This is a genomic window from Rossellomorea sp. GAMAL-10_SWC, assembly GCF_049568075.1.
Lineage (GTDB): Bacteria > Bacillota > Bacilli > Bacillales > Bacillaceae_G > Gottfriedia.
The window spans coordinates 2,158,605-2,184,941 of record NZ_CP144911.1 but is presented as its reverse complement, the minus strand read 5'-3'; the positions used below and the strand labels follow the sequence as shown (position 1 = coordinate 2,184,941).

Sequence of the window (26,337 nt, the reverse complement as noted above, 5' to 3'; positions counted from 1 at the left end):
ATTTTATGTAAGACCTAATTGTTTATTAGTTTAAATGACAAAGAAGAGAATAGGGGGAGGAAAATGTTGAAAAATGCATCTATTTTAGGTGTCTGTTCAAGTGTAGTAAGTATTTTATTATGGGTTGTTTTGAATTATTTTAATCCCTATTCAAATAGTACAGAAACCGATGTGGTGACACGTACTGCAATTATGTTGTTTTTTCCTGCTTGTTTAGCATTATTTGCTTCATTAACTTATAGGAAATGGATATTACTACTTGCTTTTATTTGGTCGCTTCCTATTAGTTTATACATGGCTCTTACGCCTGGAATCTTTGCGGTATTTGGCATTACAAGTCTATGTTATTTAATTAGTTTTATACTTATGCGAAAAGTAAAGAGATGAAATTCTTGTCTTATTCAACTAACGCATTACATTAGTTAGACTACAAGATCGGCTGTTTAGTCGATTTTTTTATTCAACAAAATGGCAGATTAGTTGCATAAGAAACAGGTACTTCTTACAGACGTAACGAAATATAATTTTAAAAAATGAAATTAAAAATCTTAGATGGAGGTAATTGCATGAAAAAATTATTACTCTATCGAATGTGTTTAACTGTTGTTATTTTAGTGTTTGGTATCTGGAATTACCCTTCAAAATTATCTTCAGTGGCATTCTTTCTTGCAATTATCGGATTCTTTTTTACATTAGATGTATTACGCCTTAAATCAAAAAAGAAAAGAGAATAAACAATTTATCTTCAACTAATGCATGCATTTATTTAATGAGAAAATAAATAATTTTTTGCTCTGTTTAATTGTTTTTATAATCGGTTTTTCTGTTACAGAAATTGATAAGCGAGTTTCAAAATCTCGTCGCAAATAACAAGCTTTGTTATGCAACTAACGCATGCATTAGTTGAACAACCTTTAAGCTGCTTCGATAGCTTTTTCTTATTCAAGTAAATGGCAGGATAGCTGAACAATATTAGACAAATTATTTATGGTAATTGTGTTACTGTATTTATACCAACAAGATGGAATTTCTTACCAAAATTAATTAGGAGGTTTGTTTATGAAAAAGAAATTAGTGTTAACACTTGGTGTTGCAGGAGCTTTAGCATTATCGATCGGTTTTACGAAAGATTCGCAAAGTACAAAGGTATTTGCACAAACTGAACAATCAAAAGTAAAATTTGGACAAACAGCCACTAATAATGGAAATCAATACAGAGTCGTTTCTAGAGAAGAACAAGATCGTCTTGAAGGTATGATAGCTGAAGGAAAAGATCTTTACACATTTATATCAGCAGAAGAGCAAAACATGGTGGAAAATAGTTCAGCTCAACAAGGGTTTGTTCCACAAGAAAATGGGACAGGTTTCTATTTTGTAAGAGTTAAATAAATTAAGTTTCTTTATACAACTAACTAATGCGATTCTTCAATAGAAGATCGCTTTTTTATTCAACAAAATGGCAGTTTAGTTGGATAAGAGTATGTGATAACATTAGGGTAATTGAATAAAATTTCTTGGAGAACTAATCGATGAAATCAGTTTTTAACAAAAAATTCGTATCGTACATCACGTTATCAATACTAATAGGACTTTTTGGGTGGTACTTTCTCTATCAACATTTTTTCTCAGATGAAATATTCGTTAAGCATAATTGGCACGTAGGAATTAATCATCCTACGAAATCTGAAATTATTCTTAATGATACTGGTGGACTTGGTTTGGATGGTCAGTTATTTACGGTGTATTCGTATGATACAGAAGAGTTTAAAAAGTTAACCAAAAAGAATTATTGGAAGAAAATCGACGAGAAAAATAGTATTATGCTTAAAGAAAAGGTGAATGAATTCACTGAAATCGCAATTGAGTATTCAAGAGATTCTAAGAAGGATAATCAATTAGCACTTTCACGTCATCCCATAGTAGTTAGTGAAGAAGGATATTATCTGATCACACACAAAAAATCGGTTGATACAGCAATTTTCATTCTAAATCCTACAAAAAAACAACTTTATCTATTAGAGGAGTTTTACTAAGGGAGTATCTTATAGATTTAATTTATATGTCACCTATTTACACGTCTTATTTGAAAGTCCATAATTCCTTATTGAACTAACGCATGCGATACTTCAATAGAAGATCGCTAATTTCTTATTCAACAAAATAGCAGATTAGTTGTATAAGAAAAAGTATTATTTATTTTGAAAAGTGACTTCCTTTTATACAGAAAATATTTTCATAGTACACACAAAATAACCCAATTGACGATTACTGACACATAATAGATAATTTTCTGATCAACATTTTAGTTATATATAACAGATAGAAAATAATGAATAATAAGGAGTAATTATGAATCGGTATGAAAGGATTGAATTAATAATTATCGGAATTGTTTCTATGATTTTTTATACAATTATAAAAATGAAAATTTCGATTAGCATCGTGTTAGTTTTATTAGTTCTGTTTCTTGTTTTCTTATTCTACACACAACATTTGATTAAAAAGAAAATGAAAGAACACGGTTTGAATCGTGGGTTTACTTCAAAATGGTATTTTATTGTAATCTGCTTCATATTTATTTTTCTTTATAATGGGCTATTAAATATTGCTTTTTTGAACGCTCATTTTTTAAAAGGTTCATCAACACTACTTTTTGGAGGAATAGGGGCTTTAATTGGTTCATTTGTGAACTTTAAAAAATAAAAGACAATTTTATTCAACAAACTGATGCTTTAGTTACACAACATAATCGACTTTATAGACATAGATGTATTTTTTATTACAGGAAGGAGGGATTACGTTTAATGACATTTAGCGACCGTTATTTCAAGAACAGGGTAAAACCTATCGTAATTACCCAAATGATATTGATCATTCCAATCACAGTATTATTTATTTTTTCTTTAAAATCATATCCTGTAAATTTTTTATATTCTGGACTTATAGGAATGATCCTTGCTGTATATATGTTATTATCGGGGATAGAGCACTATATTTTAAAAAAGAAAAGTTGGTCAATTGCCTTCTTTGTCTTATCGGTATTTATCATTCTAGTTGCATCACAATCTTTATATATATCACAACTACATAAATAACGCTTATACAACTAACGCAATGCGATTCTTCAATAACGAAGGATCGTTTTTCTTATGCAGCTAAATGACAGTTTAGTTGTACTAGAAACATAGTTAATGTCTAGAGAAGGAAATATCATTTAAGGCAAAAATTAACATATTATGGTAATAAAGGAGTTGTTATTTTGAGGAAAATTTACTTTTTGATTTCGGTTACTTTACTAATGTTGGTTGGTTGTTCAAATGATTCGCTTCATTTTAAAGGTGGAAGCGAACATTGGGAAGGAGAATACACAACAAACGTAGATGGTACTAGCGAAGATGGTCAGTTTGAATTTGTATTCAAAGATGGTAAACAAATGAAAAAAAATTTAGAAATCAATGTCGATGGACGAACTGGTGGGAGTAAACGAACAGCAAGTGAAAGTGATGAAACCGTCATTAGAATGAATATCTCTTGTTCGGGTTGTGCAGTTACTAAAGATTCGGATGTTTTTAAAGTAACCATTAAATGGGATGGAAATGAAGAATCTTTTGATTTGAAGAAATAAAACTAACGCAGTGCGTTAGTTGAACAAGTATTGACTGCTTCTGCGGTCTTTTTTATTTATTTGCACTAAATGACAGTTTAATTGAATAAAAATCTTAAAATAAAGAGAATTACTTGTTTATAAACTGTGATGAAATTCACAGAAAATAACCCAATTGACGCTTACTGTGACTTAAGGGAAAATTTACTTATAAAGTTTTAAGTAGGAGTTGACAAAAGAATGTTCAATTTCATTTACCCAATTTTACCTTTATTAAATATGCTCTTTTTTATGGGACTTATCATTTATATCATTTTGAAGATCGGTAAGAAATCTAACAAAAAAATATTACGAATAATCGGGAACTTACTAATATTTTATGTTGCTTTTGTTGTCCTGCTAGGAATCGTAACTTATTTTTGAAAAACTTGTTCAACTAACGCAGTGCATTAGTTGCACAACAAGATCGGCTGCTTAGTCGATTTTTTTTATTATTCAACAAAATGGCAGCATAGTTCAATAAGGTAATGGTGTTATTCCCTTTAAAAGATGTAATTTAAAATATAAAAAATTCATATTGCTTAATAAAGACAAGTAAAAGGCTTCATTGACTAAATTTACAAGGAGGGATGATAGTGTGAAAACAAAAAAACATTGATGTTATTTTTGTTACTTATTTTGGTATTGGTCGGTTGTGAACAAAAAACCCTCACTTTTAAAGGTGAAAGCACAAATTGGATTGGCACGTACAAATCGACTATAGATGGGGATAACGAAGATGGAGCTTATGTAGTAAAGTACAAGGGGGAAAATCCAGAAAAAATAAAAATTTTAAATATCGTTATTAATGGGGGAGAAACCGACTTTAATGGCGATGGGAAGGCACTAGACCAACACAAAGAAATATCTTTACCCAATAGATGCACCGATTGTTTAACAACTAGAGGTGAAAAAAAATGAAAATTGACATAAAGTGGGACGGTAAAGAGGAAACTATTACGTTAAAAAAAAATGATTAAATTCATAGGTATTAAAAACCATATATTCCTTATTCAACTAACGCATTGCATTAGTTGAAGAGCAAGAGCTGCTAATATGCGGCTTTTTTTATTAAAGTAAATGGCAGTTTAGTTGAAGAAGGAAATTTAATAAATAAAGAGAAATATACTGGAATTAGGAGGGGGAATTATTGAAAAAAAGTGCTGAAATATACCCGAAGAAAATTAACATTTATTTAATTATATTAACTGGAATATTATTGCATCTCATACTCTTTTTGTTTCATTCTTTTGAACCTTCAGATTTCATCATCACTATAATATTATTTTTGGGTGTGTTCGAACATAACAAAGAAGTAAAGAAACTTAATGGGTAAAAAAGCTATGAGAATCAAATATTTTCTATTTAAGTTATGCAGCTAACGCATGCGTTAGTTGCATAACTTGATCGGCTGTATAGTCGATTTTTTTATTGTGCTAAATGGTAGGTTCGTTGAATAAGAAAGTAGAATTAATAAAAAAAATGATTGGTTGGAGGATTAAATGGAACTAGTTAGTTTTTCGAATAATTCATTGCTTTTTGTAAAAGCAGAGAAATCATTCTTAATTCATAGAAAATTAATTAAAGGTCTTTTGCTAGAAGCCGATGTCCAGCACGTTGGAAGTACAGCTATCCCTAAAAGCCTTACAAAGGGTGATCTAGATATACAAGTGCGTGTTATTCCTGAGCAATTCGAAAAAGCAGTTAAAGCGCTTACATCTGTTTTTGAACTTAATGAAGGTAGCACTAAAACTGACTCGTTTAGAGCATTTAAAAATGATTCAATTGACCCACCTTTAGGGGTACAACTAACGATTATTGATTCTGAATTTGATTTCTTTTGGAAATTCCGAGATATTTTATTATTAAATGATAAGTACAGAGTAGAGTATGATAATTTAAAAAGGAAATTCGAAGGGAAGGTAATGGATGATTATAGGGAATGCAAAAACAAGTTTTTCGAAAAGTTAATGCATTCGCCTGAATTTAAAAAATTGTGACACATAAGTAATTTATTAAATAATATTATCTAGTTTTTGTACAACTTACCCGTAATGTACCTAATAATAAAAAGTAGGTTAAGCTTCAATTAAACCTTATTGAATGACTTTTATAATATCCTGCACATTCTTGATGTGTAGGTTTACTTATATTTAGTTCTTTTATCGATCTTTGAAAATATTCTTCAACTTCAAGAATATCGAGTGGTTCGATAAATGATGCCAAGTTAATTAATGAGTCTGTTGAGTAATCGTTTAATAGCATTTCTATAGCCCAATTCACATAATCACTAGATGTTACTTCATGTTCGTAAATTTTAAAGTACAAAATGTTTGTATCCAAGATAAATACTCCTTCAGGTTTTGGTATTTAAATAACTCTTAAATATTTTATGTTCTATTAAGAAAGTTTCATATGAACAATTTTTGATATAAATAATTTCCAATTACTGTTGGAAGACCACAGTTTTTTGAACCATTTGTCTATACCATTCCTTAATGAAATTTGTAATCTTTGGTAATAATTATTTATTCATTAACTAGCATATCAGACTTCTTTTTCATTAAATCATGTAAAAAGAAGTCCTCTTTTTTATGACAATTCACTGAATAAAATAAATCTAATTCAGATAGATCCTTTAGTTTATGAAATAGATGTGCTTGTGAAAATCCCAAAACATTTTTATCCTTAATTAGTAATTTTAAATGCTCTTTCTCTTTGCCAAAATATTGAGATGATGCTATTTTAGTTGCATTACTTTTAAAAATTGGTTTTGGCATGCCCATTCCATAAGGTTCTAAAATAGGCAAGTCATTCATTAATTCTCTTGGAAATGTGTGAATGGGTATGTTACTGATATAAAACTGTTGTGGTGAACTGATATGTTGTTTTAATGCTTCTTTTTGTATTTTAGATCGGAATAAATTAACCTGACTTTCGGTTAGATTGATCGAAAAACCAGCTGCCATTGGATGCCCCCCGAATTTTTTCAATAAATCTTCGCACCCAGATATACAATTAATAATGGAAAATTGACTTCCTTGTAAACTTCTTGCTGAGCCTGTTCCGTCACTAGAGATAACAATTGTAGGTTTTTTATAATAGGTTGAAACTCTGGATGCGAGAATCCCAATAATCCCTTTGTGAAAATCCCCGTTTATCACTAAAACGTCATCGTTTAGTAAATTTTCACTATGTATTTTTTCCTGAATCGTCAAGAATTGTTCTGCTGTTACTTTTTTTCGTTTGTCATTTAATGCAATGAGTTCATCAATTTCTTCATTAGTTGGATTAGTAGAGCGAAGAATGGCAGCAGCAAAATTTGGGTCACCAATTCGTCCGCACGCATTAAAAATTGGACCCAACGTAAAGCCAAATGTTGAACTATCAACAGTTTTAATCCTTAATTTATCCATTATTTTTTTGAAAGCAGGATGAGGATGATTTTTTATTTTTCGTAATCCATGCCAACAAATAATTCGGTTTTCTCCAGTTAATGGCACGACATCTGCGATTGTTCCTAAAGTTGCTAGGTCAAAAAATTTAAAAGATTCACCAATCCATTCTCGATTTAACTTATGATAAATAGCTTGTACTAATTTTAATGCAACGCCTGCACCACATAAATTTGGATTCGGATAGTGGTTATCTTTTCGTTTTGGATTAATAAAAGCCAAACAATCTGGTCTTCCATTCAATACTTCGTGATGATCAGTGACAATCACATCAATTCCTTTTACTTTTGCTGCCTGTAAAGCGTCATGTGCACTTGACCCATTATCAACTGTAATAATCAGTGAATAAGATTTTGATAGACTGTTAACGATTTCCTTTGATAATCCGTAACCTTCAGTTCTTAAAGGTAATCGTGTGTCTACCTGACCACCCAATTCAATTAAAGCTTGGCTTAAAATTGTCGAAGAGCTCATCCCATCGCAATCATAGTCTCCAAATACTAGAATCTGTTCATGTCGTGTAATAGCTTGTAAGATTCGGGGGACTGCAATACTCATTTCATCTAGCAAAAATGGATGGTGCATTGAATTAAGTGAAGGAATGAGAAAGTCTCCCAGTTTTTTAGATGTATTTATCCCTAAATGGAATAAATGTTGGGTAATGGTTGGATAAAGACAATATTGTGATGAGAGGTAGCGAATCATTGCAAATTCTGTTTCATCTTCTATTGGTTTAATTTTATTCCAGTTCATAAAGTACCTCCGAATTTAACTTTCATATGTATAGAATGTACGACATGAAAGAAATTATTCTCGTATAAAAACATTTTATTTTTATTTAAAAATGAAATAGATACTCAAAAACTAGTTTATATACTGTTTGGAGTTAATAAATAGAAGGTTCCTTAATATATTATTAAGGAACTTTATTGATTAAATTGAAGCGACAAGGATCCTCATATTCAGTTGGAGAATATAGAGAGCCAGATGAAGGTGATCCTTGGGTATCTTTAAAAAGAATGTTTCCGCGTAAGTATGGAAACAAGCGGGATATGATGAGGTTAACATTGAAAAATTATAATTAGAGATGAACAAAAAGGTTGAACATTGGCTAGCAGAGAATGATTAAGATGAAGGGATTGGCATATATGCTAATCCTTTTTCTTATTACAAGACTGTTCAGAGTAACACACACTTACTTTGATCACATGTCATTAAACGTGTTCCATTCTATTTTTTTATTTACATGTACATAGGCACACAGGCAAGCATACGACTCATATAATTTAATACGGTATGTGCATAAGCACTTAACCGCCCTGCATAGCAACAGTTCGAAATATACAAAAGGGAAAGGGCGGGGTAGCATGGTAAACGATGATTCAAAGAATAACAGTGCTACATCAGCTCCTATAAAACCCGTTGGTACAGTTATTCTACGTAATAAACCAAATATCAATTTAATAGCAAAAAGTGTTATGATAGCCTTCAAAAACGGTACTACAGTAAAAAAGTAGTCCGTTTTTTTTATTTCCGAACTCTTTTCTGGATTAAGTAAAGGAGGTTAAGCTAAAATAAATTTATTTGATGTAGTACCATTTTTAAAGTACATTATTTAAAAAATTTAGTACCTACATTTGTAGTAGATGCACCAGGAGGAGGAGGTAAAATCTCACTTCAACCAAACTATATCGTCTCTCAAAGCAGTAAAAAAACCGTACTAAGGAATTTTGAGGGTGTCATCACATCCTATCCAGAGCCTGAAAACTATAAAGAGGATACGGCAGAAGATTATTTTTCACTAGTTTACCCTGATTATTTAAATAAGGCAGCTAAGGTTGGGATTGCTAGTATCATGAATGATCAGGTACAAAGTCTTATTCCTTCAGATTTAGAAAGAATGAAAAAGAGAGAACAATATCAAACAGATCCAACACATAGTTCGTTAAAAAATAAACGAGAAAAAAGGGATGAACTAAAAGAGAAAAAGTTTCAATCACAAATTCAGAAAATGGATGGAAGTGTAAAGAAAGATGAATAATACTTTAAAATGTGATTGGTGCGGTGAGGAGAATGTACAGGAAACAAAAGCAGTTGTACATTGGGAGTTACCGGATGGTTCCCGAGCAATCACAATTACAGGAGTACCATCATTCCATTGTGAACGGTGTAAATTTACCTATCAGAAGGAAGAAATGGTCAAATCAATAGAAGATCAGTTATTTCTCATTTCAACAAAATTACTTCCGGTTACCGTCACATATGATGAATTAATGAAGCAACCGAGATTATTAAAAAGAAATTATTTTGACTTCTCGTCATAGAACGAGTATTTTTAAAATATAAAATAACTCTGTTATTGTATAAAGCATATTCAAAAAGTAACAATATTTTTAGAAAAAGAGACAAAATAAATAATAAAACCGAGGGAGAATCATGAGAAAGTCATTTTACCATTATATGATGAAGCATAGAAACTATAAAATTCCTAATGAAATTGGAATATTGGCAGATCATCTTTTTAATGATCACTCATTTCCAAAACATTCTTCAAGCTATGACGAAATTAGCTCGTATTTAGAATTTGATGGAACTTTCCATCAATCGATGAGCGTTTTTGATGAAGCATGGAACTTATATTTAGAAGATCAATAAGATGTGACTTAGTTTAACTAAGTTGCATCTTTTTTTTATTACAAAATATCCCACTAATTTATTGATTCTACCATTTTTGAAACTAGCTATTTATTTCTTACCTATAAAATAGGCTAATCCCTTTTTTTATTTACTATGAAAATGACAGACAATTATCTATTGGTTGCATAGTATACAGTAAAAACGAATTAGTCACGACGTATGGAGAAGGAGGTAAGAAGTATGACAAAGAAAAAACAACCAAAATATAACGTAGATGATATTGTCGTGATTACGTTATATGGTACTGTCGGTAAGATAACAAATATAAACTTTCTATTTTTATTGGGAATTGATCATTTAGGTAAAATGCATAATGCTAAGGTGATTACATGTTAGCAGCTATCTATCTCAGACTCTCAAGAAATGAAGAGCAAAAAGATGTTGATGAAGTTCTACTTAATCATAAAAATGCTTTGATTAAGCTTGCCAATCAACATAATTTAAAATATATCATTTATCAAGAAATTTCGAGTGGTGTCAATACAGAGCGTGAACAATTAAATTTATTGCTTAAGAAAATACATGAATTTGATTATTTAATTATTATGGATATAGATCGTCTTTCACGTGATAATGCTCATGCAGAACAAATCAAGCAAGTATTAATCTTAAACGATATTAAAATATTAACCCCGCAAGGTAAAATAGACTTATCCCAGGAAACGAATGAAATGTTATTTTCATTTCAGGCAGTATTGGCCAATTTTGAATATAAGCAGATAAAAAAGCGGTTATCAAGAGGGAGATTAGCAGCAGCGGAGCAAGGAAAATGGGTAATGAGTAATAAGACCCCACTGGGGTATCGTAAAAATTCGGAAAAAAAATTAGAAATCATTGAAGATGAAGCGAAGATTATTCGCCTAATATTCGATAAGTCTTTAGAACGAGTTTCAGTAAATGAAATAGCACGGCAATTAAATAGGTTAAATTGGAGAAGTAGGCAAGGTAAAATCCTTACTACATCACATATTAGCCAATTACGTAAGAATCCTGTCTATTATGGGGCCATACAGGCTAAAAGACGTATTCATAATAAAATTATTGATGAAGTTTTTATTGAAAATGCTCATGAGGCTATCATAACAAAGGAGCAATTTTTTGCCGTCCAAACCATATTAGAAAGTAATAAAAATGTTTATTTTCAAAATCGAAAAGCAATCCGTAGATTACAAAATTTAATATATTGCAATTGCTGTGGGCGGAAGCGATATATTCAAAAAGATCGTTCAAATATTGATTTTATAAAATCATGTTCTTATAAAATATCAAACAATCAATGTAAAGATCGTGGCTATAAATATCAATTAGTTGAAGAATTTGTTTTAAAAAGCATTAAAGAAAAAAAATCAGAGCTAGAGAACGCGCTAAAAATGCTAGATTCTCAGAAAACAATGGAATTAGAACAAAGATTAACGACTGAACTCGTCTCATTAATTAAACAAAAAGAAAAAATTAAAAAACGACAAAATAACGTAAGAGAAATGAGAATGGATGGAGAAATTACGAAAGAGGAATATGAAGAACTAAAAAATGAACTAATCGCTCAAATGAATCAAATGACCGAGCAAATTGAACTCTATCAGACCCAAATAGAGAATTTAAGAAACAAAAACGATGATCGTCAAAAAATTGAGAAGATCATTGAAACGCTTGACGATTTAGAAATAATCGATTCTGAAATATGTAATCAATTTTTAAAATCATTTATTAATAAAATATGGTTTAGTAGTAATATGGATTCAAGTCATGATACTACTCGAAGTAAGGAAATTGCCACGATTAAAATAGAATGGATCTAATGCATCAATTAACTTTCTATGAAACGAGAAAACTAACCATGTTCGATTTTGAGAATCTTAAAGTTAAAATAAAAAGTTCAGTTTACCTTCTTCGAAAAGATTGAACTGAACTTTTTTTTGTTGTAATGCAATTTTTAAAAACTTATCTGTTATTGATCAATCGAACTAATTCATTAAAATATTTTTCAGCTTCCTTAGTACTTCTTGCACATTTTAACCTTTTCATTAAAATATTGTAATGAAAATCAACTTCTCCATTAGTTTCATCATTCGTGCTGTCATCTTCATTATATTGTTCTGTTCCATCGACAACACCAGCATCAGTTTGATGCATACTTCCATTTGTATTCGAAGTGGCACTTGCCTTTTTGTTCTCATTTTTCTCTTTTTCCATTTCTTCAAGCGTTGAACTAAAATCAATGATTTTGTTATTAACGTTTTTATCAACCAATTTTTCTAAATATGCACCGCCGCTAACTCCACAAATAAAAGCATAAATGATAATAGATACAGGAGTTTGATCATCTGTCGTAAGAACAGCAATAAGGTATGATATACAACCTGCCATTGCTCCAAGTATTATTTCTCGCTTAGAACCAAGTGAATATCTTTCTCTACCTTCAGAATCTTTAAACCGATAACTTCTAATGTAGCCCTCATTAGCTAATAATATATTGGCATAACCACCGATCGCACCAATTAATATTGATAGAAAGGTCAGAAATAAATCATTAGATGATAATGTATCCAGCCAATTCTCGTACATATTGGTACCTCCCGTTTTTGTTAAACTATATGGAGGCTTTTTTTATAATAGTACTCTTAGATTCAATACGATGATAAAGCATATTTTTTTAGATATTTATTAAAAACTTGATCAGCAAGCTGAAAATAGGTTCAGCTAGTTTGCTAGAAATTAATTTTAAATCTTAACGGGTTCTTGTTTATTTAAAAAGGAGCGAATCGTTTGATTAAATTTTTCTGAAGCTTCCATTTTTGTTACATGGCCAGTATTTTTGAAAATAACTAATTTTGAATTTGGGATACTTTTATGCATTACTAATTGGAGCCATACTGGTGTAATCGGATCATATTGACCACCAATAATAAGCGTTGGTACCTTAATTTTTGGTAACAATTCTCTATTATCAACCTTAAAACATTCTCTCATTGACCTGTCATATCCTTCTGGATTTGGACGATAATATTGTTTAAATTGTTGTAATGACTCTTTTTCCCATGAAAAAAGGCATGTTCTTGCTGTCATCTCTTTTATCTGTTGGGGGGTGAAAATTTTTGAACGAAACTCTTTATAATGAATAAACCATAATCCTAGTAATCTTGGAGCAAAATGAAATGTACTTACTAAGATTAAAGAGCGACATCTTTCAGGTGCTTGGCGGTACATCTCTTGTGCAACAGTCCCACCCATAGATAAGCCTAGAATATGCGCACTTTCAATTCCTAACTCATCCAATAAATCAAGTACATCTTTTGCGAAATTCTTAATTGAGATGCCTTCAGTTAAATCATTTTCTCCATGGCCACGTAAATCAGGAATAATTAAATCGAATTCATTTGCTAGTTCATATTGTTTAAACCAGCTTTCTTTTACTTCTCCAAGACCATGAATTAATACGAGAGGTTCTCCAGTACCTAACCGGTCATAATACAGTTTGATCCTTTCGGTTTTTATAACGTACAACTTTATCACTCCTTTGTATTTTTTTACTAAAATATTTAACGAATAAACGTTATGTTTGAAGTTTTTTGAAAATTTATAATAAATTATATTTACTGTATTGACCCTATATTCATATATGTGTAAAATACACCTATTAGATTTTTTATAGAGGTGTTACCAATGAACAATGATAAAGATAAAAATATTACTCCATCAAAAAATTTTATTATGCCTTTTATACTTCTACTCCTTAGTCGGATGACACTTCATGGCTATGATCTAATTCAAAAGCTCCACGCATTCGGGTTTCAAACACTTGACCAAGGAAATTTATATCGATTATTAAGACAACTAGAGAAAGAAAATCTTGTACAATCAAAATGGGATACGAAAGGAAGCGGACCTGCTAAGCGCTGTTATTCAATTACAGAATCTGGGAAGGCATTCTTAACAGGTAACGCAAGACAACTCGAACTTTATCAATCAATGCTTGATCAATTTTTCAAAATGTACACTAGTTTTCTTGAGCTCTACATTCCTCCAATACATAGAGAGGATAAATTAGAGAAAAATTCGAATCCAAAAGAGGAGGAAGAAGTTTGACGATACAGAACGATTCAAAATCAGAGGCAGAGGTTCAAAAAATTAAAGACGACAAAGTAGAAAAATATTTTATGGATCATTTTTTTAATACGCTCTGGGATCAATACGAAAGTAATTTGACATACATAAGAGACGCTCGAGAACAAAGGTTAAATTCGTTTATTAAAGTGTTAAAAGAAACAAGGAAATTTAATGAGGAATATCGTAATGTAGTAAATGGTTTATTTGAAGAAATAAAGTACTTTAATAATCATATAAAAACAAATACAACAAGAATTAAAATAGAAGAATCTCCAGAAATTCAATCAAGTGTTAATCTATTTGAAGAAACGGTAAATAAATTTACTGAGTTATTAGCTACTCCGTTCAAAGCCTCAGTTGAGTTAATTGAAAGGGTAGAAGAGCAATATGTACAAATGGGAAAGTACTACATAGAGAGTTTGAAGGAAAGAGAGCGAGTATGGTCATCATTAAATGAACACTACTTGCAATCCTTTAGAGCTGCATATACAAACATTAACCATCGGATTGAGGATAGCTTTAAATTGTTTGCATCTGTTAATAAATAAGTAAATTTTAGACATTTGTCTTCGCACTCCAAACAACTCCTTAAAATCAGAAGAGTTGTTTTTTTATGCCTTATAAGTTTATCTTATAGCCAGTTTAATCGGTTACAATACATACCTCGGTGAACTATAGACAAAACATATGAATAGTCTATAGAGGGGTGTTTCTTCATGAATCAGTTTAAATATGAAGAAATTGGATCGTTAAATGCAAAACTCGCTGCAGAAGCATTACTAAAATTAACTTTAAAAATAAAAAATGAGGATATAAAAATAAAGACAGCTGATAAGCCACTCACTTAAACTTTGAGTGGTATTTTTGTCTAAAATAGCCAATAAAAATAGAAAGTTAATAAATATTAAACTGATGGACGGCGTTTTTGTTTATGAAGTCAATAATCATGACGGACTTTATGTTGAGAATACTCTTCAGCTTCTCAACGAATATGATGGGAAAAAACTTGAAAAAGAATGGATAGAAGTAAATTATTCATTTTCTTTCGGGGATCTTGTTCAAGTCAATGGCTATGAAAAAGAAATTTTTCGAATTGTGGGGTATCGTACAGAGGTTTGGCGTTATAAAAATGACGCATGGGAAGATACAATTTACGAATTAGCGCGTATTACTGATGGAGAATGGTTAGAAGCCGATGAAACAGATTTAACCTTAATTGCATCAGCACAAACTGCAAATGCAATTCTAAAAAAACTAAGAAATGATAAAAATGGCATTACAAAATTAGACTTAGAAAAACTTCGCTCAATGAATGATTTTAATAAAAACAGAAATAAAACAACAAAACAAGAAATAATTGATGGATTATTAGATATATATAATGATTACGCTGTTTTATATTCAATCTTCCAAGATGAAGAATATAAAATTGTGATGGATCTAGTGCTTAAAAATTTAAATAAATTCTCAGAGAAGAAAACAAATTGAGAGAGAGGATATTCTACAATAATTGTAGAATTATATGAATCATAAAAGGTATGCCTATCCCTATTAAAATAAAAAATGCAATTTTCGTCAGTTTTTCAACAGCTTTTTCAAACAATTCATCATTAACCATAATTTCTTTTAAATTAGCTAGCTTGTCCATTTTTATCATTGGAATCTCGCTCCTTTAACATGTTTTAATTGAATATATGCTTGTCAATGTTGTATTATGCTAAAGGTTACATATTAATATTTTTTTGTGCTTGGTAAGTTTTTTTTCATATTTTCTCCTTTTTCACATATTAACTAGTAAGGGGTGATGCTAGTGAAAGAAATTGAGGTAGTTATTGATACGGAAGAAATAGCAGAATTTTTCTATCAACAGCTCATTCAGCGGGGTTATGTTCCTGAGGAAGAGGAAATTGAGGAACTAGCGGATATTACTTTTGAGTACTTACTGGAAAAATGTATGATTGATGAAATCGATGAGGAAGAAGAATAGTCATGAAAGTGGCGACGGGAGCTCTCGTCGTTTTTCTTTTGTGTATCCAAAGTACAAGCAATTAAGATGCATTAACTGGAATATATATTGGAGGTTTATATGAAAAAAAATAATTGGATCCTAATTTTTACTTCTATTTTTCTATTTGTTATTTTAGGACTTATTTATGATTCAAACATGATTCGGAGTTTGGACAATTCAGCGTTTAAATTCTTTGAATTCATTCGAACAGATGCACTAGATTCATTTTGTTATTTTTTAAGAGATTTTGGTTCTTCAAAAATGTATTTAACATTTGCAGTCATTGTTTTAGTTTATTCAATTATACGTAAGCGCATTTGGACTGGTTTATCATTAATTATTACATTATTGACAGCTAGAGTGGTTGTTTCCTTTTTAAAAGATCTATATGAAAGACCAAGACCAAGTTCGATGTACTATGTGGAAAGTGGCTTTAGTTTCCCAAGTGGACATGCAGTTATGGCAACATCCTTCTTTCTAACATTAGGCTTTATTTTAATTGTCATTCAACCTGCAATGATGAAACACAAAAAAATGATTCAATTTATCGTTCTATTAATGATATTTTTAATATCAATGAGCAGAATTTACCTTCATGTACATCATTTCTCAGATATTATTGCTGGCTGGTTAGTAGGATATGCATGGTACAGTATTTGTAAAAATGTATTTATTAATTTACATGAAAGAAAACAGCTTTAATTTAATATGAAAAAATGACACATATAATCAAAATGATATAGGTGTTTCTTTTTTCTTCCAGGTGCAATGCGAACAACATCTTCAATGAAATTAAGCACAATAAATCATCACCTCAAGAGATGTATATGATATAAATCAAGTCCAAATTGCCTATTGAAATACAAGTAAACCAGAAAATAAAATATGCATACGAAAAACCACAAGGCTCAATTACCTTGTGGTCTAATTTATTTTATTTAGATATTAGGGATAATCCCAGTCTCATTAAGATTTACTAACTTTATATTACTCAAAAGTTGATAAAAATTCTTCAACTGATTCTGGTGTTTTTGAATTTGCGCTATGTAAGTGTCCAATTTTTTCGCCATCTTTAAATACAAGTAAACTTGGAATTCCCATTACTTGTTGTTCACTAGCGATTTCTGGAAATTCATCGCGATCAATTGTGTACCAAGTAAATGATGGGTGCTCTTCAATTACGTCTCCGATAAAAGCATCTAAACGTGTACAATCAGGACACCAAGTTGCATAAAACTTCACCACGATTGGCTTTTCACTTTTAATTATTTCCTCGTATTTTTTTACATCTTCTATTTTTTCCATAATTGCCTCCTAAAGCTGTGATAGGTTTATTTTGAATCATATTAATTAGTATTTCAATTATTTTAACTTAATAATGCATTTTTAGAATTTATGTGATTAAAAAGCATACAAACGTTCGTATGTTGATGTAAAATATAAGATAGAAAAGTTGTTCTATAAATTTAGTAACAATGAAAGTAAATAAAAATGATGAGGTGTATTTAATGAAGTTTATTCATACAGCAGATTGGCACCTTGGTAAAATTGTACATGGTGTACATATGACAGAAGACCAACGATTTATATTAGATGAATTCATTTCAATAATCAAAGAAGAAAAGCCAGATGCAGTTGTTATAGCAGGCGATTTATATGATAAAAGTATATCTCCAACTGAGGCGATTGAACTATTAAATGAAGTATTCCATAAAATTGTAATTGAATGTAATACGCCCATCCTTGCGATTGCGGGAAATCATGATAGTGCTGAACGAATTGAATTTGGTAGCCGTTTTATGGAAAAAGAAGGCTTATATTTAGTAGGGAAATTTCAAACACCATTTAAGAAAGTTATATTGAATGATGATGATGGCGAAGTTCATTTTTATTTAATTCCATATGCCGAACCAAGTATTGTACGTTATATTTTACAAAACGATGATATTCATTCACATGATGACGCTATGAAAGCAATCATAAATAAAATAAGAGATGAAGAATTAGACCCATCAGTACGAAATGTATTTGTTGGACATGCATTTGTAACAAATAATGGAGAGCCTTCAGATGAAGAGACAGAAGGTGAACGTACACTCTCTATTGGTGGAGCTGAATATGTATCACATCATAATTTTAAACATTTTAACTATACAGCCCTAGGACATTTACATCGAGCACATTTTGTAGGAAACAAATCAATTCGCTATTCTGGATCACCTTTAAAGTACTCACTTTCCGAGGAAAACCATAAAAAAGGCTGCTTAATTGTTGAATTAAAAGCTGACGGTGAGCGATCAGTAGTTAAGAAAGATTTTCATCCAAAACGAGATTTAAGATCGATCGAAGGAACGATTGAGGAAATCAGACAGCATTCTGTAAATGATGATTATGTATTTGTAAAATTAACTGATGAGCATATGGTCGTTCATCCGATGGAGCAAATCAGAACAGTTTATCCAAATGCGATGCATGTTAGTCGAAAGCGAACGACATTACAAACAGATAAAACAAATCAACTTAGTTTAGTGGAAAAACAATCAAAAAATCAACTTGAGTTGTTCCAATCTTTTTATAAAGAAATGAAAAATGAAGATTTGAAAAATGAAGATGAACAATATATGAAAGAGATTATTCAAGAAATCTTTGTAAGGGAGGAATAGATATGAAGCCATTAAAAGTAATACTTCACGCTTTTGGACCTTACAAGGATAAGGTAAATGTTGACTTTAGTCGACTAAACGAAAAAGGACTATTTGCAATAACTGGTCCAACCGGTGCAGGTAAAACAACAATATTTGATGGAATTTGTTTTGCTCTTTTTGGTGAGGCGAGCGGTGAAAATAGGAATGACCAAACATTGCTTCGAAGTCATTTTGCAGATGACGATCTATATACTAGTGTTGAATTAACATTTGAATTAAAAGGAAACCATTATAATATTTTTAGACAAAAAGGTCATCAAAAGAAACAAAATAAAGGTATAACAGGCGATAAAATCGAGTTTTATAAAATTGAGAATGAAGAAAAAGTGCCTTATTGCCAGGAATTTAACAAAACTTCAATCGTCAATAAAAAAGTAGAAGAATTATTAGGGATTAATGCAGATCAATTCAAACAAATCGTATTACTTCCTCAAGGTGAATTTCGAAAATTATTAGTTTCGGATACAAAAGAAAAGGAAGAAATTTTGCGGAAAATTTTCAGAACTGAACTATTTGAAAAAGTAACTGAAACTCTAAATTTAGCAAGAAAAAACATGGAAAGTAAATTTACTAATTTAAAGCAGAAAATCGTTATTAAATTAGAAGTGATTGAAAAATTGTTAAGAGAAAAAGGAATTCAAATTGCCGACGATTCTCAAATTAATCTTCATATTGTTAATGAGATTTTGACTGGACACATAGTAAGTATAATGGATGATTTAAAAAGGCTTGAAGAAAATGAGAAAATCCAAAAATCACAATTAGAAGTTAGTCAACAAAAGCTATTTTCAGCAGAGGCCCATAATAAAAATATTGAACGACTACATGAAGTAATTGAATTATTAACCATGTTAAAAGGTCAAGAGGTAGAAATAGAAGATAAAAAAGTAAAAATAAAATTAGCCACAAATGCTGAAAAAGTATTGCCTATAAAAACTGAACTTGAGAAACTAAAAAATTCACTTCAAGTAACAAACGATAAATTATTATTCGAAATAGAAAGTTTAAAAGAAACACTTATTAAAATTGAAAAAATCTCTGCGGAAGTTGCTACATTACCTGAAGAGCAAAAAAAATTAGGTAGCTTAGAAAGCCAATTGAGTAATTTATTAGCGTTAAAAGAAGATGTTGATCGATTTCAAAATCATAAGGTAGCGTTTCAAAACAAGTCAAAGCAGTTCCTATTATTCGAAAATGAAGAAAAGACATTACAAGATGGTTTAAAGAAAGAGAACGAAGAATTAAATCAATTAAAACAGCAACTAAATGATTTAGAAGGTGTTCATGATCTATGGGCAAAACTCTCCTTATTAAACAAGGAAATCTCATTAAAAGGTGGGTTTGCTAAACGAATCTTTTTTGCAAAAAAAGAATTAGAGCAAAAACAAAATGAATATCAAATAAAAAATTTAGACCATGTTAAGCTAAAAAATGAATTAGACAGAATTGAAAGTGAAATGCATCAGCAAAAAGCAGCATTTTTAGCGAAAGATTTAAAAGATCAAGAGCATTGTCCAGTTTGTGGAAGCACACATCACCCATCACTTGCTAAATTTAATGGGACTGTTAATGAAGAAGAAGCAGAAAAATTGAAAATACAAGTAAATCAATTCCAGACTGAACTAGCAACAATTCAGGGGGAAATTAAAAGTAAGGAAAACTCATTAAAAATTGATGAACAATCATTTTTTGAGGAGCATGGACAATTTGATTTTACAAATGAAGGTCTTAAAGCTCTTGCTAATGAGTTTAATGAAAATGAATCAAACTTAAAAAATCTGACTGAGAAAAAAGCTACTTTCGAAAAGATTAATAATGTAATAAAAACAAAAGAACAATTAATTAGGGATTTAACCGTAAAAGTTACCGAGAAAACTGAAGCAATGAATAAGTTTACGAATGAAATAAATGAATTAAAAATTCAGATTGTACAAATTGAATCAAAATTACCGGAATCTTTGAGAACTCTTGAGAAATGGCAATTGGAAAAAAATGATATTGAAAAAAATATAGCAATATTAAAAGCTAAAATTTCAAAAATTGAAGAAGAATATAGAATCCTAACTGAACAGAAGACGGTTAAAGAGACTACTCGTACTCATCTTGAGAAAGAAGTTTTAAAATTAAATGAAGAGATTCGCTCAACAACGATTCGTTATCATGAAAAAATTGTTGAGTATGAGTTTAATGGAGAATCAGATTTTATAAGTGCAATTGATTATATTCGAATGATTGATCAATATCGAAATGATTTATCAATGTTTGAAGAGAATCTTCAAAGATTAAGTACTGAAAAAGAGTTGCTTGAAAAACAAGTTCAATCGATGGAAAAAATTGATGTAAGTGAACTTAAAATGAAGGTACAAGAAATTACTCAGCATTTAGACGCGATCGTTAATGAGATGATTCGTATTCAAGAATTAAATAAGCGATTAAGTCAATTGAAAATTGACCTACAAATTTATCAAGAGGATTTTGTAAAAACTGAACAAAAATTAGCAGGTTTAACTGATTTATATAAAGTTACAAAAGGCGATAATGATAAAATGATTTCGTTTGAACGGTATGTCTTATTGGATTATTTTGAACAAATTATTGAATCGGCAAATATTCGACTTGATCATTTATCAAATGGCCAATTTCAATTGCAACGAAAAGATGCAGTTGAAAAAGGTAGGAAACAAAGTGGTTTAGGATTGGAAGTATATGATTCCTATACGGGCCTTGCTAGGGATGTAAAAACATTATCTGGTGGAGAGCAGTTTAATGCATCACTTTGTTTAGCATTAGGAATGGCAGATATTATTCAAGCGCATAAAGGTGGCGTATCAATTGATACGTTGTTTATAGATGAGGGATTTGGATCACTAGATGATGAATTATTATCAAAAGCAATTGATACACTTATTCAACTTCAGAAATCTGGACGTGTAATTGGCGTTATTTCTCATGTGCAAGATGTAAAGGATGCAATGCCTGCAGTAATTGAAGTTCATAAAACGAACAAGGGATATTCAGAGTTATCAATTTTAATTAAATAAAGCTGTAAGAGAACCGGAAACTAAGCGAATGTTTCCGGTTTTTTATTTTTACTAATAAGAGTTCGACTAGAATTTTTTTGAATGAAATATAATTATCTATAAATACATTAATCATATAAAATCTTATTTTAATAATCCTTTGAATTAGCCTGTTGAATGGAGGGAATTGGCAAAAAATGACATAGTATTGCATATTTAAACAAGAATAGATATAATGATTAAAAATCTAAATATATAAAATTTTCAATATATTTAATCTAATCAGAAATTTACTTACATAAAACAAAATTAATTGGGGGTATTAAAATGAAAAAGGTTAAAAAACTATCGTTTGCATTTGCTGTGACGACGGCTCTAATTTTATCGGGTTGTGGTAAGGATACGAAAACAAGCGGAACAGCAGACAAACCATTACGAGTTGTTACTGATGCTGCCTATGCGCCTTTTGAATATCTTGATAACGGTAAAATAGTAGGATTCGATGTTGATTTTACAAATGCAGTTGCGAAAGAAGCTGGGGTAAATATCAAAATTGTGAATACTGGATGGGACCCATTATTTGCTGAAATTGGTGGCAAAACTGCTGATATTGGTATGTCTTCTATTTCAATCAATGCAGATCGTGAGAAAACATATGATTTTACAACTCCTTATTTTCTTTCGATTAACAAAATTCTAGTTCCAGAAGGTAGTAGTATTAAATCGGCCGCAGATTTGAAGGGGAAGGTTGTAGCAGTGCAAAATGGTACAACAGGACAAGAAGCTGTTGAAAAAATGTTTGGTAAAAACAATAAAAATCTTAAAAAATTTGAAAATAACAATTTAGCAATTTTAGAGCTTCTTAGTGGAGGAGCTGATGCAGTAGTTGCGGACAATGGTGTTCTAGAAGCATATGCAAAAAATAATCCAGATAAAAAGCTAGTTGTTGTTGATGATAAAAATAGCTTTGAACCTGAATACTACGGTCTATTACTTCAAGATGGAAGTAAATTAAAAGGTAAACTTGATAAAGCAATTAAAGAAGTAGTAAACAATGGTACTTATGAAAAAATTTATAAAGAGCATTTTGGATCAGAGCCAGATCTTGAAACATTAAAAGCAGAAGAAAATAAATAGGAAATTAAAAATTGCGTAACAGGCACTTGTGTTACGCAATTTTATCTAAATGGGGGAAAAGAAATGGGATTTGATTTTGGAATTGTAAAAGAATACATACCGTTTTTCCTAAAAGGAACTGCATTAACAATTGGCTTATCTTTTGCAGGAATATTTTTAGGTACAATAATCGGATTATTTATTGGATTAGGTAAAATGCAATCAAATAAATGGTTAGCATTACCTTTTGTTTGGTATATCAATTTCTTTAGAGGCACACCGTTATTTGTACAAATTTTATTAATTCACTTTGGGGTAGTTCCGTATTTTATAGGAGAGACAAACGCAATAGCGGCCGCAATCATTGCACTATCATTAAATGCAGCAGCTTATATTGCTGAAATCTTTCGTGCCGGGATTCAATCAATCGATAAGGGTCAAATGGAGGCTTCTCGTTCATTAGGAATGACGCATGTACAAGCTATGAAACATGTTATTTTACCTCAAGCGATAAAACGTATGATCCCTCCACTTGGAAACGAATTTATTGTCTTAATTAAGGAATCTTCAATTGCAGCTATTATTGCCGCACCTGAGCTTATGTATTGGAGTAGAGCAATGCAGGGGCAATATTATAAAGTGTGGGAGCCGTATATATCTGCTGCAGTAATCTATTTAGTCTTAACATTAACATTAAGCTTTGTTTTAAATCGCATTGAAAGAAGGTTGACTACGGGATGATTAAAGTAGAAAAATTAAAAAAATCATTTGGTTCGCTAGAAGTATTAAAAGATATCAACATTACAATTCAACCACGTGAAGTATGCGTTGTAATCGGTCCTTCTGGTTCTGGTAAGTCAACCTTTCTTCGATGTTTAAATATGTTAGAAACAATAACAGCGGGTAAAGTCTTTATCGAAGACGTCGATCTTACAGATAAAAAAACAAATATAAATAAAATTCGTACTGAAGTAGGCATGGTATTCCAACATTTTAATCTCTTTCCACATTTAACAGTTTTAGAAAATATTACTCTAGCACCTAAAAAAGTAAGAAATCGAGCGAATGATTTTGCTAAAACGAAAGCACTTGAATTATTAAAAAAAGTAGGGCTTTCAGATAAGGCAAATGTATATCCTGACTCATTATCTGGAGGACAAAAACAACGTGTTGCGATCGCAAGAGCACTTGCAATGGAACCAAAAATTATGTTATTCGACGAACCTACATCAGCTCTAGATCCCGAAATGGTTGGTGAAGTTTTAGAGGTTATGAAGCAACTTGCTAAAGAAGGAATGACAATGGTCATTGTTACACACGAAATGGGATTTGCTCGTGAAGTTGGTGATCGCGTAATCTTTATGGATCAAGGTTACATAGTGGAAGAAAACAGTCCAGTGCAAATATTTGATTTCCCAAAACACGAGCGCACGAAAAGTTTCTTAAGTAAAGTATTATAAGGAAGATAGTAAACAGATGAGGTTGTCCCGATTTTTTAAGGGAACCTCTTTTTTTATGTCAAAGTAGATTTGGTATTCAGTCTGAGCTGCAAATAAATCTAAGTGAACCGCAAATAAGGAGTACAACTGTGCAAATAAATTTTGAGAATAGCAAATAAAAGTGACAGAACAGCAATTAAAATCAGCTAAACAGCAATTAAATTCTTAAGAATCGCAAATAAGATTAAAAATTACCCGTACCAGTTAGGGTATTAAGACGTAGTTTCTATACTATAGTAAATTATTTTAAATGGAAATCTAGCAAATATCGTTTAATTCTTTCTAAATCACTTAGAAAGTTGATAAAACCTAACTAATTATGAGTTGAAAAGAACCAAAAGGTCATCTAGAACCCCCTTTAGATTGGAGAGAAAAGGGTCTCGAATTCTATTATATTACTCGAAGTGTTTTCTTTTCATTCTTTTCGGAATATTATGCTAAAATTTATTTAAGACAAAAAAAGGAGTGTAGGACAATGGAAATTCAAAGAATACTAGTGACTAGCCGAATTCATCATAAGCTAAAAGACCTAATTGAATCACATAATCTATCAAAAGAGTTTCGTTTTTTACCTGAAAATGAAGTAACAAAAGAGGATTATGAGTGGGCTGATACATTTGTTGGTTTTCGTCCAACACCAAATTTTGAATTTGGAAACATAAAGTGGGTCCATTCATTAGCAGCGGGCGTAGATAGTTTCATGAAAATTAAATGGAAAAATGATGTGCTTTTAACGCGAACGATTGATGTTTTTGGTCCAAAAATGAGTCAATATTGTTTAAGTTACATACTCCAGGATTCACAATTACATGAACAATTTTCAAATTTACAGAGTAAAAATAAGTGGGAATTTCATATCCCAAAATCTTTAGAAGACCAAAAAGTCGTCATTTATGGTACAGGAGAAATTGGAGGACATATTGGTAAAGTTTTATCAGGCTTAGGAATGAAAGTATATGGAGTTTCTATGAGTGGTAATCAAAAACAATATTTTGAAAAAATAGTACCATTCCAAGAAGCATCTACAATTTTAGATCATACAGATTGGATGATTAGTGTTCTTCCCTTTACGAATGAAACTAAAAATATATTAGATATGAGTACATTTAAACAGTTAAATAATGTAGGGTTTATAAATGTTGGTAGAGGAGCAACTGTATGTGAGGACTCTTTAAAGGAAGCTTTGAATAGTGGGTATATTAGAAAAGCTATTTTAGATGTTTTTGCTGTTGAACCACTTCCAGCCGATTCTGAATTATGGCAAATGTCTAATGTAAAAATAACACCACATATTTCGGCAGTTACTTTACCAAATGATGGTGTTAAGTGTTTTGTCAATACACTTTCAACATTAGAAAATAACGAAAAACTAAGAAATATAGTGAAGATTGAAAAGGGATATTAATTTTATGATGTAGAATGGGGATTATTTACCTATGGCTTGCCAGGAGATGAATAGTTAAATTTATCATTTCACATTTAGAAATTATAAATTTGCTGAAGGGAACTCGACGTAGTTGCAAATTTTAGGAACAAAGTATAAGTGAAACGACGCCTCTGTCTTCGCCTGAAAGCTCGCCAATCGTCGAGTTTTCATTATTATCTCAAACATGTTAGGATAGACAAGTAACAAATTGATAAATAAGGAGAATATAAAAATGGCAATTATTGACGTTTCAATCGTACCAATTGGCACAGAATCACCTAGTGTGAGTGCGTATGTAGCAAATATACATAAAGTTTTAGAAAAGTATAATGGCGAAGTGAAATTCCAACTTACACCTATGAATACAATTATTGAAGGCGAATTACCGTTATTATTAAAAGTTGTACAAGAAATGCATGAGGTACCATTTGAAAATGGAATTTCAAGAGTTGCAACGACTATTCGCATTGATGATCGTCGCGATAAGAAGAGTACAATGGAAGGGAAGTTAGCTTCTGTTCAAGCAAAACTTGAACAAAACTAATTTTTACTTGATAAAGTGATTAATAAGTTTAACGACTTATTGTCACTTTTTTTGTGTGATTTGAAAATAATCGCGTGATTATTTCGAATATTCTCTTGAAATTCCAAATTTTAGTTG

The 26,337-nt window shown here is 30.8% G+C and carries 31 protein-coding genes and 2 pseudogenes; 27 read left to right on the top strand and 6 right to left on the bottom strand.

Features of this window, described 5'->3' with window-relative positions; all coding sequences use genetic code 11:
• The first annotated feature begins 63 nt into the window (after positions 1 to 63).
• From V5E38_RS10640 to V5E38_RS10600, 9 genes are all read left to right on the top strand, one after another.
• Positions 64 to 387 carry a hypothetical protein gene (locus tag V5E38_RS10640; protein WP_499213262.1) on the top strand — a complete coding sequence of 108 codons (324 nt, stop codon included), beginning with the start codon at positions 64 to 66 and terminating at the stop codon, positions 385 to 387.
• A gap of 179 nt (positions 388 to 566) precedes the next feature.
• Positions 567 to 734, top strand: a complete 168-nt coding sequence (locus V5E38_RS10635; protein WP_499213261.1) for a hypothetical protein — start codon at positions 567 to 569, stop codon at positions 732 to 734.
• Between the two features lie 325 nt (positions 735 to 1,059).
• Positions 1,060 to 1,389 carry a hypothetical protein gene (locus V5E38_RS10630; RefSeq protein ID WP_499213260.1) on the top strand — a complete coding sequence of 110 codons (330 nt, stop codon included), beginning with the start codon at positions 1,060 to 1,062 and terminating at the stop codon, positions 1,387 to 1,389.
• A 140-nt stretch (positions 1,390 to 1,529) separates the two neighbouring features.
• On the top strand, positions 1,530 to 2,033 hold the full coding sequence (locus V5E38_RS10625) for a hypothetical protein (protein WP_499213259.1): 504 nt from the start codon (positions 1,530 to 1,532) through the stop codon (positions 2,031 to 2,033).
• A gap of 316 nt (positions 2,034 to 2,349) precedes the next feature.
• Positions 2,350 to 2,703 (top strand): hypothetical protein, encoded by a 354-nt coding sequence (locus V5E38_RS10620; protein WP_499213258.1) that lies wholly within the window; start codon positions 2,350 to 2,352, stop codon positions 2,701 to 2,703.
• 101 nt (positions 2,704 to 2,804) lie between these two features.
• Positions 2,805 to 3,095 (top strand): hypothetical protein, encoded by a 291-nt coding sequence (locus tag V5E38_RS10615; protein ID WP_499213257.1) that lies wholly within the window; start codon positions 2,805 to 2,807, stop codon positions 3,093 to 3,095.
• A 164-nt stretch (positions 3,096 to 3,259) separates the two neighbouring features.
• On the top strand, positions 3,260 to 3,625 hold the full coding sequence (locus tag V5E38_RS10610; RefSeq protein ID WP_499213256.1) for a hypothetical protein: 366 nt from the start codon (positions 3,260 to 3,262) through the stop codon (positions 3,623 to 3,625).
• Positions 3,626 to 4,270: 645 nt separating this feature from the next.
• Positions 4,271 to 4,564 (top strand): hypothetical protein, encoded by a 294-nt coding sequence (locus V5E38_RS10605; RefSeq protein ID WP_499213255.1) that lies wholly within the window; start codon positions 4,271 to 4,273, stop codon positions 4,562 to 4,564.
• 581 nt (positions 4,565 to 5,145) lie between these two features.
• On the top strand, positions 5,146 to 5,643 hold the full coding sequence (locus tag V5E38_RS10600) for a GrpB family protein (protein ID WP_499213254.1): 498 nt from the start codon (positions 5,146 to 5,148) through the stop codon (positions 5,641 to 5,643).
• A gap of 85 nt (positions 5,644 to 5,728) precedes the next feature.
• On the opposite strand, the gene V5E38_RS10595 is transcribed toward V5E38_RS10600, so the two are convergent.
• Together V5E38_RS10595 and recJ are read right to left on the bottom strand one after the other, a co-directional pair.
• Positions 5,729 to 5,986, bottom strand: a complete 258-nt coding sequence (locus V5E38_RS10595) for a hypothetical protein (RefSeq protein WP_499213253.1) — start codon at positions 5,984 to 5,986, stop codon at positions 5,729 to 5,731.
• Positions 5,987 to 6,171: 185 nt separating this feature from the next.
• Positions 6,172 to 7,851, bottom strand: a complete 1,680-nt coding sequence (gene recJ / locus V5E38_RS10590) for a single-stranded-DNA-specific exonuclease RecJ (RefSeq protein ID WP_499213252.1) — start codon at positions 7,849 to 7,851, stop codon at positions 6,172 to 6,174.
• 874 nt (positions 7,852 to 8,725) lie between these two features.
• Between recJ and V5E38_RS10585 the strand changes: the two are divergent.
• From V5E38_RS10585 to V5E38_RS10565, 5 genes and pseudogenes are all read left to right on the top strand, one after another.
• A pseudogene (locus tag V5E38_RS10585) lies at positions 8,726 to 9,139 on the top strand (lysine 2,3-aminomutase); the annotation flags it as partial.
• Entirely contained in the window at positions 9,132 to 9,422 is a 291-nt protein-coding gene (locus tag V5E38_RS10580; protein WP_499213251.1) for a YokU family protein, read from the top strand. The pseudogene V5E38_RS10585 and the gene V5E38_RS10580, both read left to right, overlap by 8 nt.
• Before the next feature lie 112 nt (positions 9,423 to 9,534).
• Positions 9,535 to 9,753: a YozE family protein gene (locus V5E38_RS10575; protein WP_025671848.1), complete on the top strand. Its 219-nt coding sequence runs from the start codon at positions 9,535 to 9,537 to the stop codon at positions 9,751 to 9,753.
• Between the two features lie 222 nt (positions 9,754 to 9,975).
• A pseudogene (locus V5E38_RS10570) lies at positions 9,976 to 10,071 on the top strand (YodN-related protein); the annotation flags it as partial.
• A 53-nt stretch (positions 10,072 to 10,124) separates the two neighbouring features.
• Positions 10,125 to 11,594, top strand: coding sequence for a recombinase family protein (locus V5E38_RS10565; protein ID WP_499213250.1), 1,470 nt, complete (start codon positions 10,125 to 10,127; stop codon positions 11,592 to 11,594).
• A 142-nt stretch (positions 11,595 to 11,736) separates the two neighbouring features.
• Here V5E38_RS10565 and V5E38_RS10560 read toward each other — a convergent pair whose 3' ends face one another.
• Together V5E38_RS10560 and V5E38_RS10555 are read right to left on the bottom strand one after the other, a co-directional pair.
• On the bottom strand, positions 11,737 to 12,360 hold the full coding sequence (locus V5E38_RS10560) for a DUF4257 domain-containing protein (protein WP_499213249.1): 624 nt from the start codon (positions 12,358 to 12,360) through the stop codon (positions 11,737 to 11,739).
• Between the two features lie 156 nt (positions 12,361 to 12,516).
• Positions 12,517 to 13,299, bottom strand: a complete 783-nt coding sequence (locus V5E38_RS10555) for an alpha/beta fold hydrolase (protein WP_499213248.1) — start codon at positions 13,297 to 13,299, stop codon at positions 12,517 to 12,519.
• Positions 13,300 to 13,458: 159 nt separating this feature from the next.
• Between V5E38_RS10555 and phaQ the strand changes: the two genes are divergently transcribed.
• The 4 genes from phaQ to yodN all read left to right on the top strand — a co-directional run bounded on the left by phaQ (position 13,459) and on the right by yodN (position 15,390).
• The gene (phaQ, locus tag V5E38_RS10550; protein WP_499213247.1) at positions 13,459 to 13,881 is read left to right on the top strand and encodes a poly-beta-hydroxybutyrate-responsive repressor; all 423 of its coding nucleotides are present in this window, start codon (positions 13,459 to 13,461) and stop codon (positions 13,879 to 13,881) included.
• Entirely contained in the window at positions 13,878 to 14,450 is a 573-nt protein-coding gene (phaP, locus tag V5E38_RS10545) for a polyhydroxyalkanoic acid inclusion protein PhaP (protein WP_499213246.1), read from the top strand. The genes phaQ and phaP overlap by 4 nt, the downstream gene beginning before the upstream one ends.
• A 168-nt stretch (positions 14,451 to 14,618) precedes the next feature.
• On the top strand, positions 14,619 to 14,750 hold the full coding sequence (locus V5E38_RS10540; protein ID WP_286133683.1) for a hypothetical protein: 132 nt from the start codon (positions 14,619 to 14,621) through the stop codon (positions 14,748 to 14,750).
• A 16-nt stretch (positions 14,751 to 14,766) separates the two neighbouring features.
• Positions 14,767 to 15,390 carry a germination protein YodN gene (gene yodN, locus V5E38_RS10535; protein WP_499213245.1) on the top strand — a complete coding sequence of 208 codons (624 nt, stop codon included), beginning with the start codon at positions 14,767 to 14,769 and terminating at the stop codon, positions 15,388 to 15,390.
• 13 nt (positions 15,391 to 15,403) lie between these two features.
• Here the strand turns inward: yodN and V5E38_RS10530 are convergent, their stop codons facing one another.
• Positions 15,404 to 15,559: a hypothetical protein gene (locus V5E38_RS10530; protein WP_499213244.1), complete on the bottom strand. Its 156-nt coding sequence runs from the start codon at positions 15,557 to 15,559 to the stop codon at positions 15,404 to 15,406.
• 153 nt (positions 15,560 to 15,712) lie between these two features.
• Here V5E38_RS10530 and V5E38_RS10525 point away from each other — a divergent pair, with 153 nt between their 5' ends.
• Together V5E38_RS10525 and V5E38_RS10520 are read left to right on the top strand one after the other, a co-directional pair.
• Positions 15,713 to 15,889 carry a YozD family protein gene (locus V5E38_RS10525; protein WP_069032035.1) on the top strand — a complete coding sequence of 59 codons (177 nt, stop codon included), beginning with the start codon at positions 15,713 to 15,715 and terminating at the stop codon, positions 15,887 to 15,889.
• A 99-nt stretch (positions 15,890 to 15,988) separates the two neighbouring features.
• Complete coding sequence (locus V5E38_RS10520) at positions 15,989 to 16,612, top strand: phosphatase PAP2 family protein (RefSeq protein WP_499213243.1); 624 nt, start codon at positions 15,989 to 15,991, stop codon at positions 16,610 to 16,612.
• 285 nt (positions 16,613 to 16,897) lie between these two features.
• Here the strand turns inward: V5E38_RS10520 and V5E38_RS10515 are convergent, their stop codons facing one another.
• Positions 16,898 to 17,215, bottom strand: coding sequence for a thioredoxin family protein (locus tag V5E38_RS10515; RefSeq protein WP_499213242.1), 318 nt, complete (start codon positions 17,213 to 17,215; stop codon positions 16,898 to 16,900).
• A gap of 203 nt (positions 17,216 to 17,418) precedes the next feature.
• On the opposite strand from V5E38_RS10515, the gene V5E38_RS10510 reads away from it, so the two are divergent.
• The 7 genes from V5E38_RS10510 to V5E38_RS10480 all read left to right on the top strand — a co-directional run bounded on the left by V5E38_RS10510 (position 17,419) and on the right by V5E38_RS10480 (position 26,220).
• Positions 17,419 to 18,573 carry an exonuclease SbcCD subunit D gene (locus tag V5E38_RS10510; protein WP_499213241.1) on the top strand — a complete coding sequence of 385 codons (1,155 nt, stop codon included), beginning with the start codon at positions 17,419 to 17,421 and terminating at the stop codon, positions 18,571 to 18,573.
• Between the two features lie 2 nt (positions 18,574 to 18,575).
• Positions 18,576 to 21,656 (top strand): sbcc family protein, encoded by a 3,081-nt coding sequence (locus V5E38_RS10505; protein WP_499213240.1) that lies wholly within the window; start codon positions 18,576 to 18,578, stop codon positions 21,654 to 21,656.
• A 306-nt stretch (positions 21,657 to 21,962) separates the two neighbouring features.
• A complete protein-coding gene (locus V5E38_RS10500) occupies positions 21,963 to 22,772 on the top strand; it encodes a basic amino acid ABC transporter substrate-binding protein (protein WP_499213239.1) in 810 nt (269 codons plus the stop codon).
• Positions 22,773 to 22,835: 63 nt separating this feature from the next.
• Positions 22,836 to 23,492, top strand: a complete 657-nt coding sequence (locus tag V5E38_RS10495; RefSeq protein WP_097978601.1) for an amino acid ABC transporter permease — start codon at positions 22,836 to 22,838, stop codon at positions 23,490 to 23,492.
• Positions 23,489 to 24,211, top strand: a complete 723-nt coding sequence (locus tag V5E38_RS10490; protein WP_098428921.1) for an amino acid ABC transporter ATP-binding protein — start codon at positions 23,489 to 23,491, stop codon at positions 24,209 to 24,211. Before V5E38_RS10495 ends, V5E38_RS10490 begins: the two co-directional genes overlap by 4 nt.
• A gap of 514 nt (positions 24,212 to 24,725) precedes the next feature.
• A complete protein-coding gene (locus tag V5E38_RS10485) occupies positions 24,726 to 25,655 on the top strand; it encodes a D-2-hydroxyacid dehydrogenase (RefSeq protein ID WP_499213238.1) in 930 nt (309 codons plus the stop codon).
• 253 nt (positions 25,656 to 25,908) lie between these two features.
• Positions 25,909 to 26,220, top strand: coding sequence for a thiamine-binding protein (locus tag V5E38_RS10480; protein WP_499213237.1), 312 nt, complete (start codon positions 25,909 to 25,911; stop codon positions 26,218 to 26,220).
• Positions 26,221 to 26,337 lie beyond the last annotated feature (117 nt).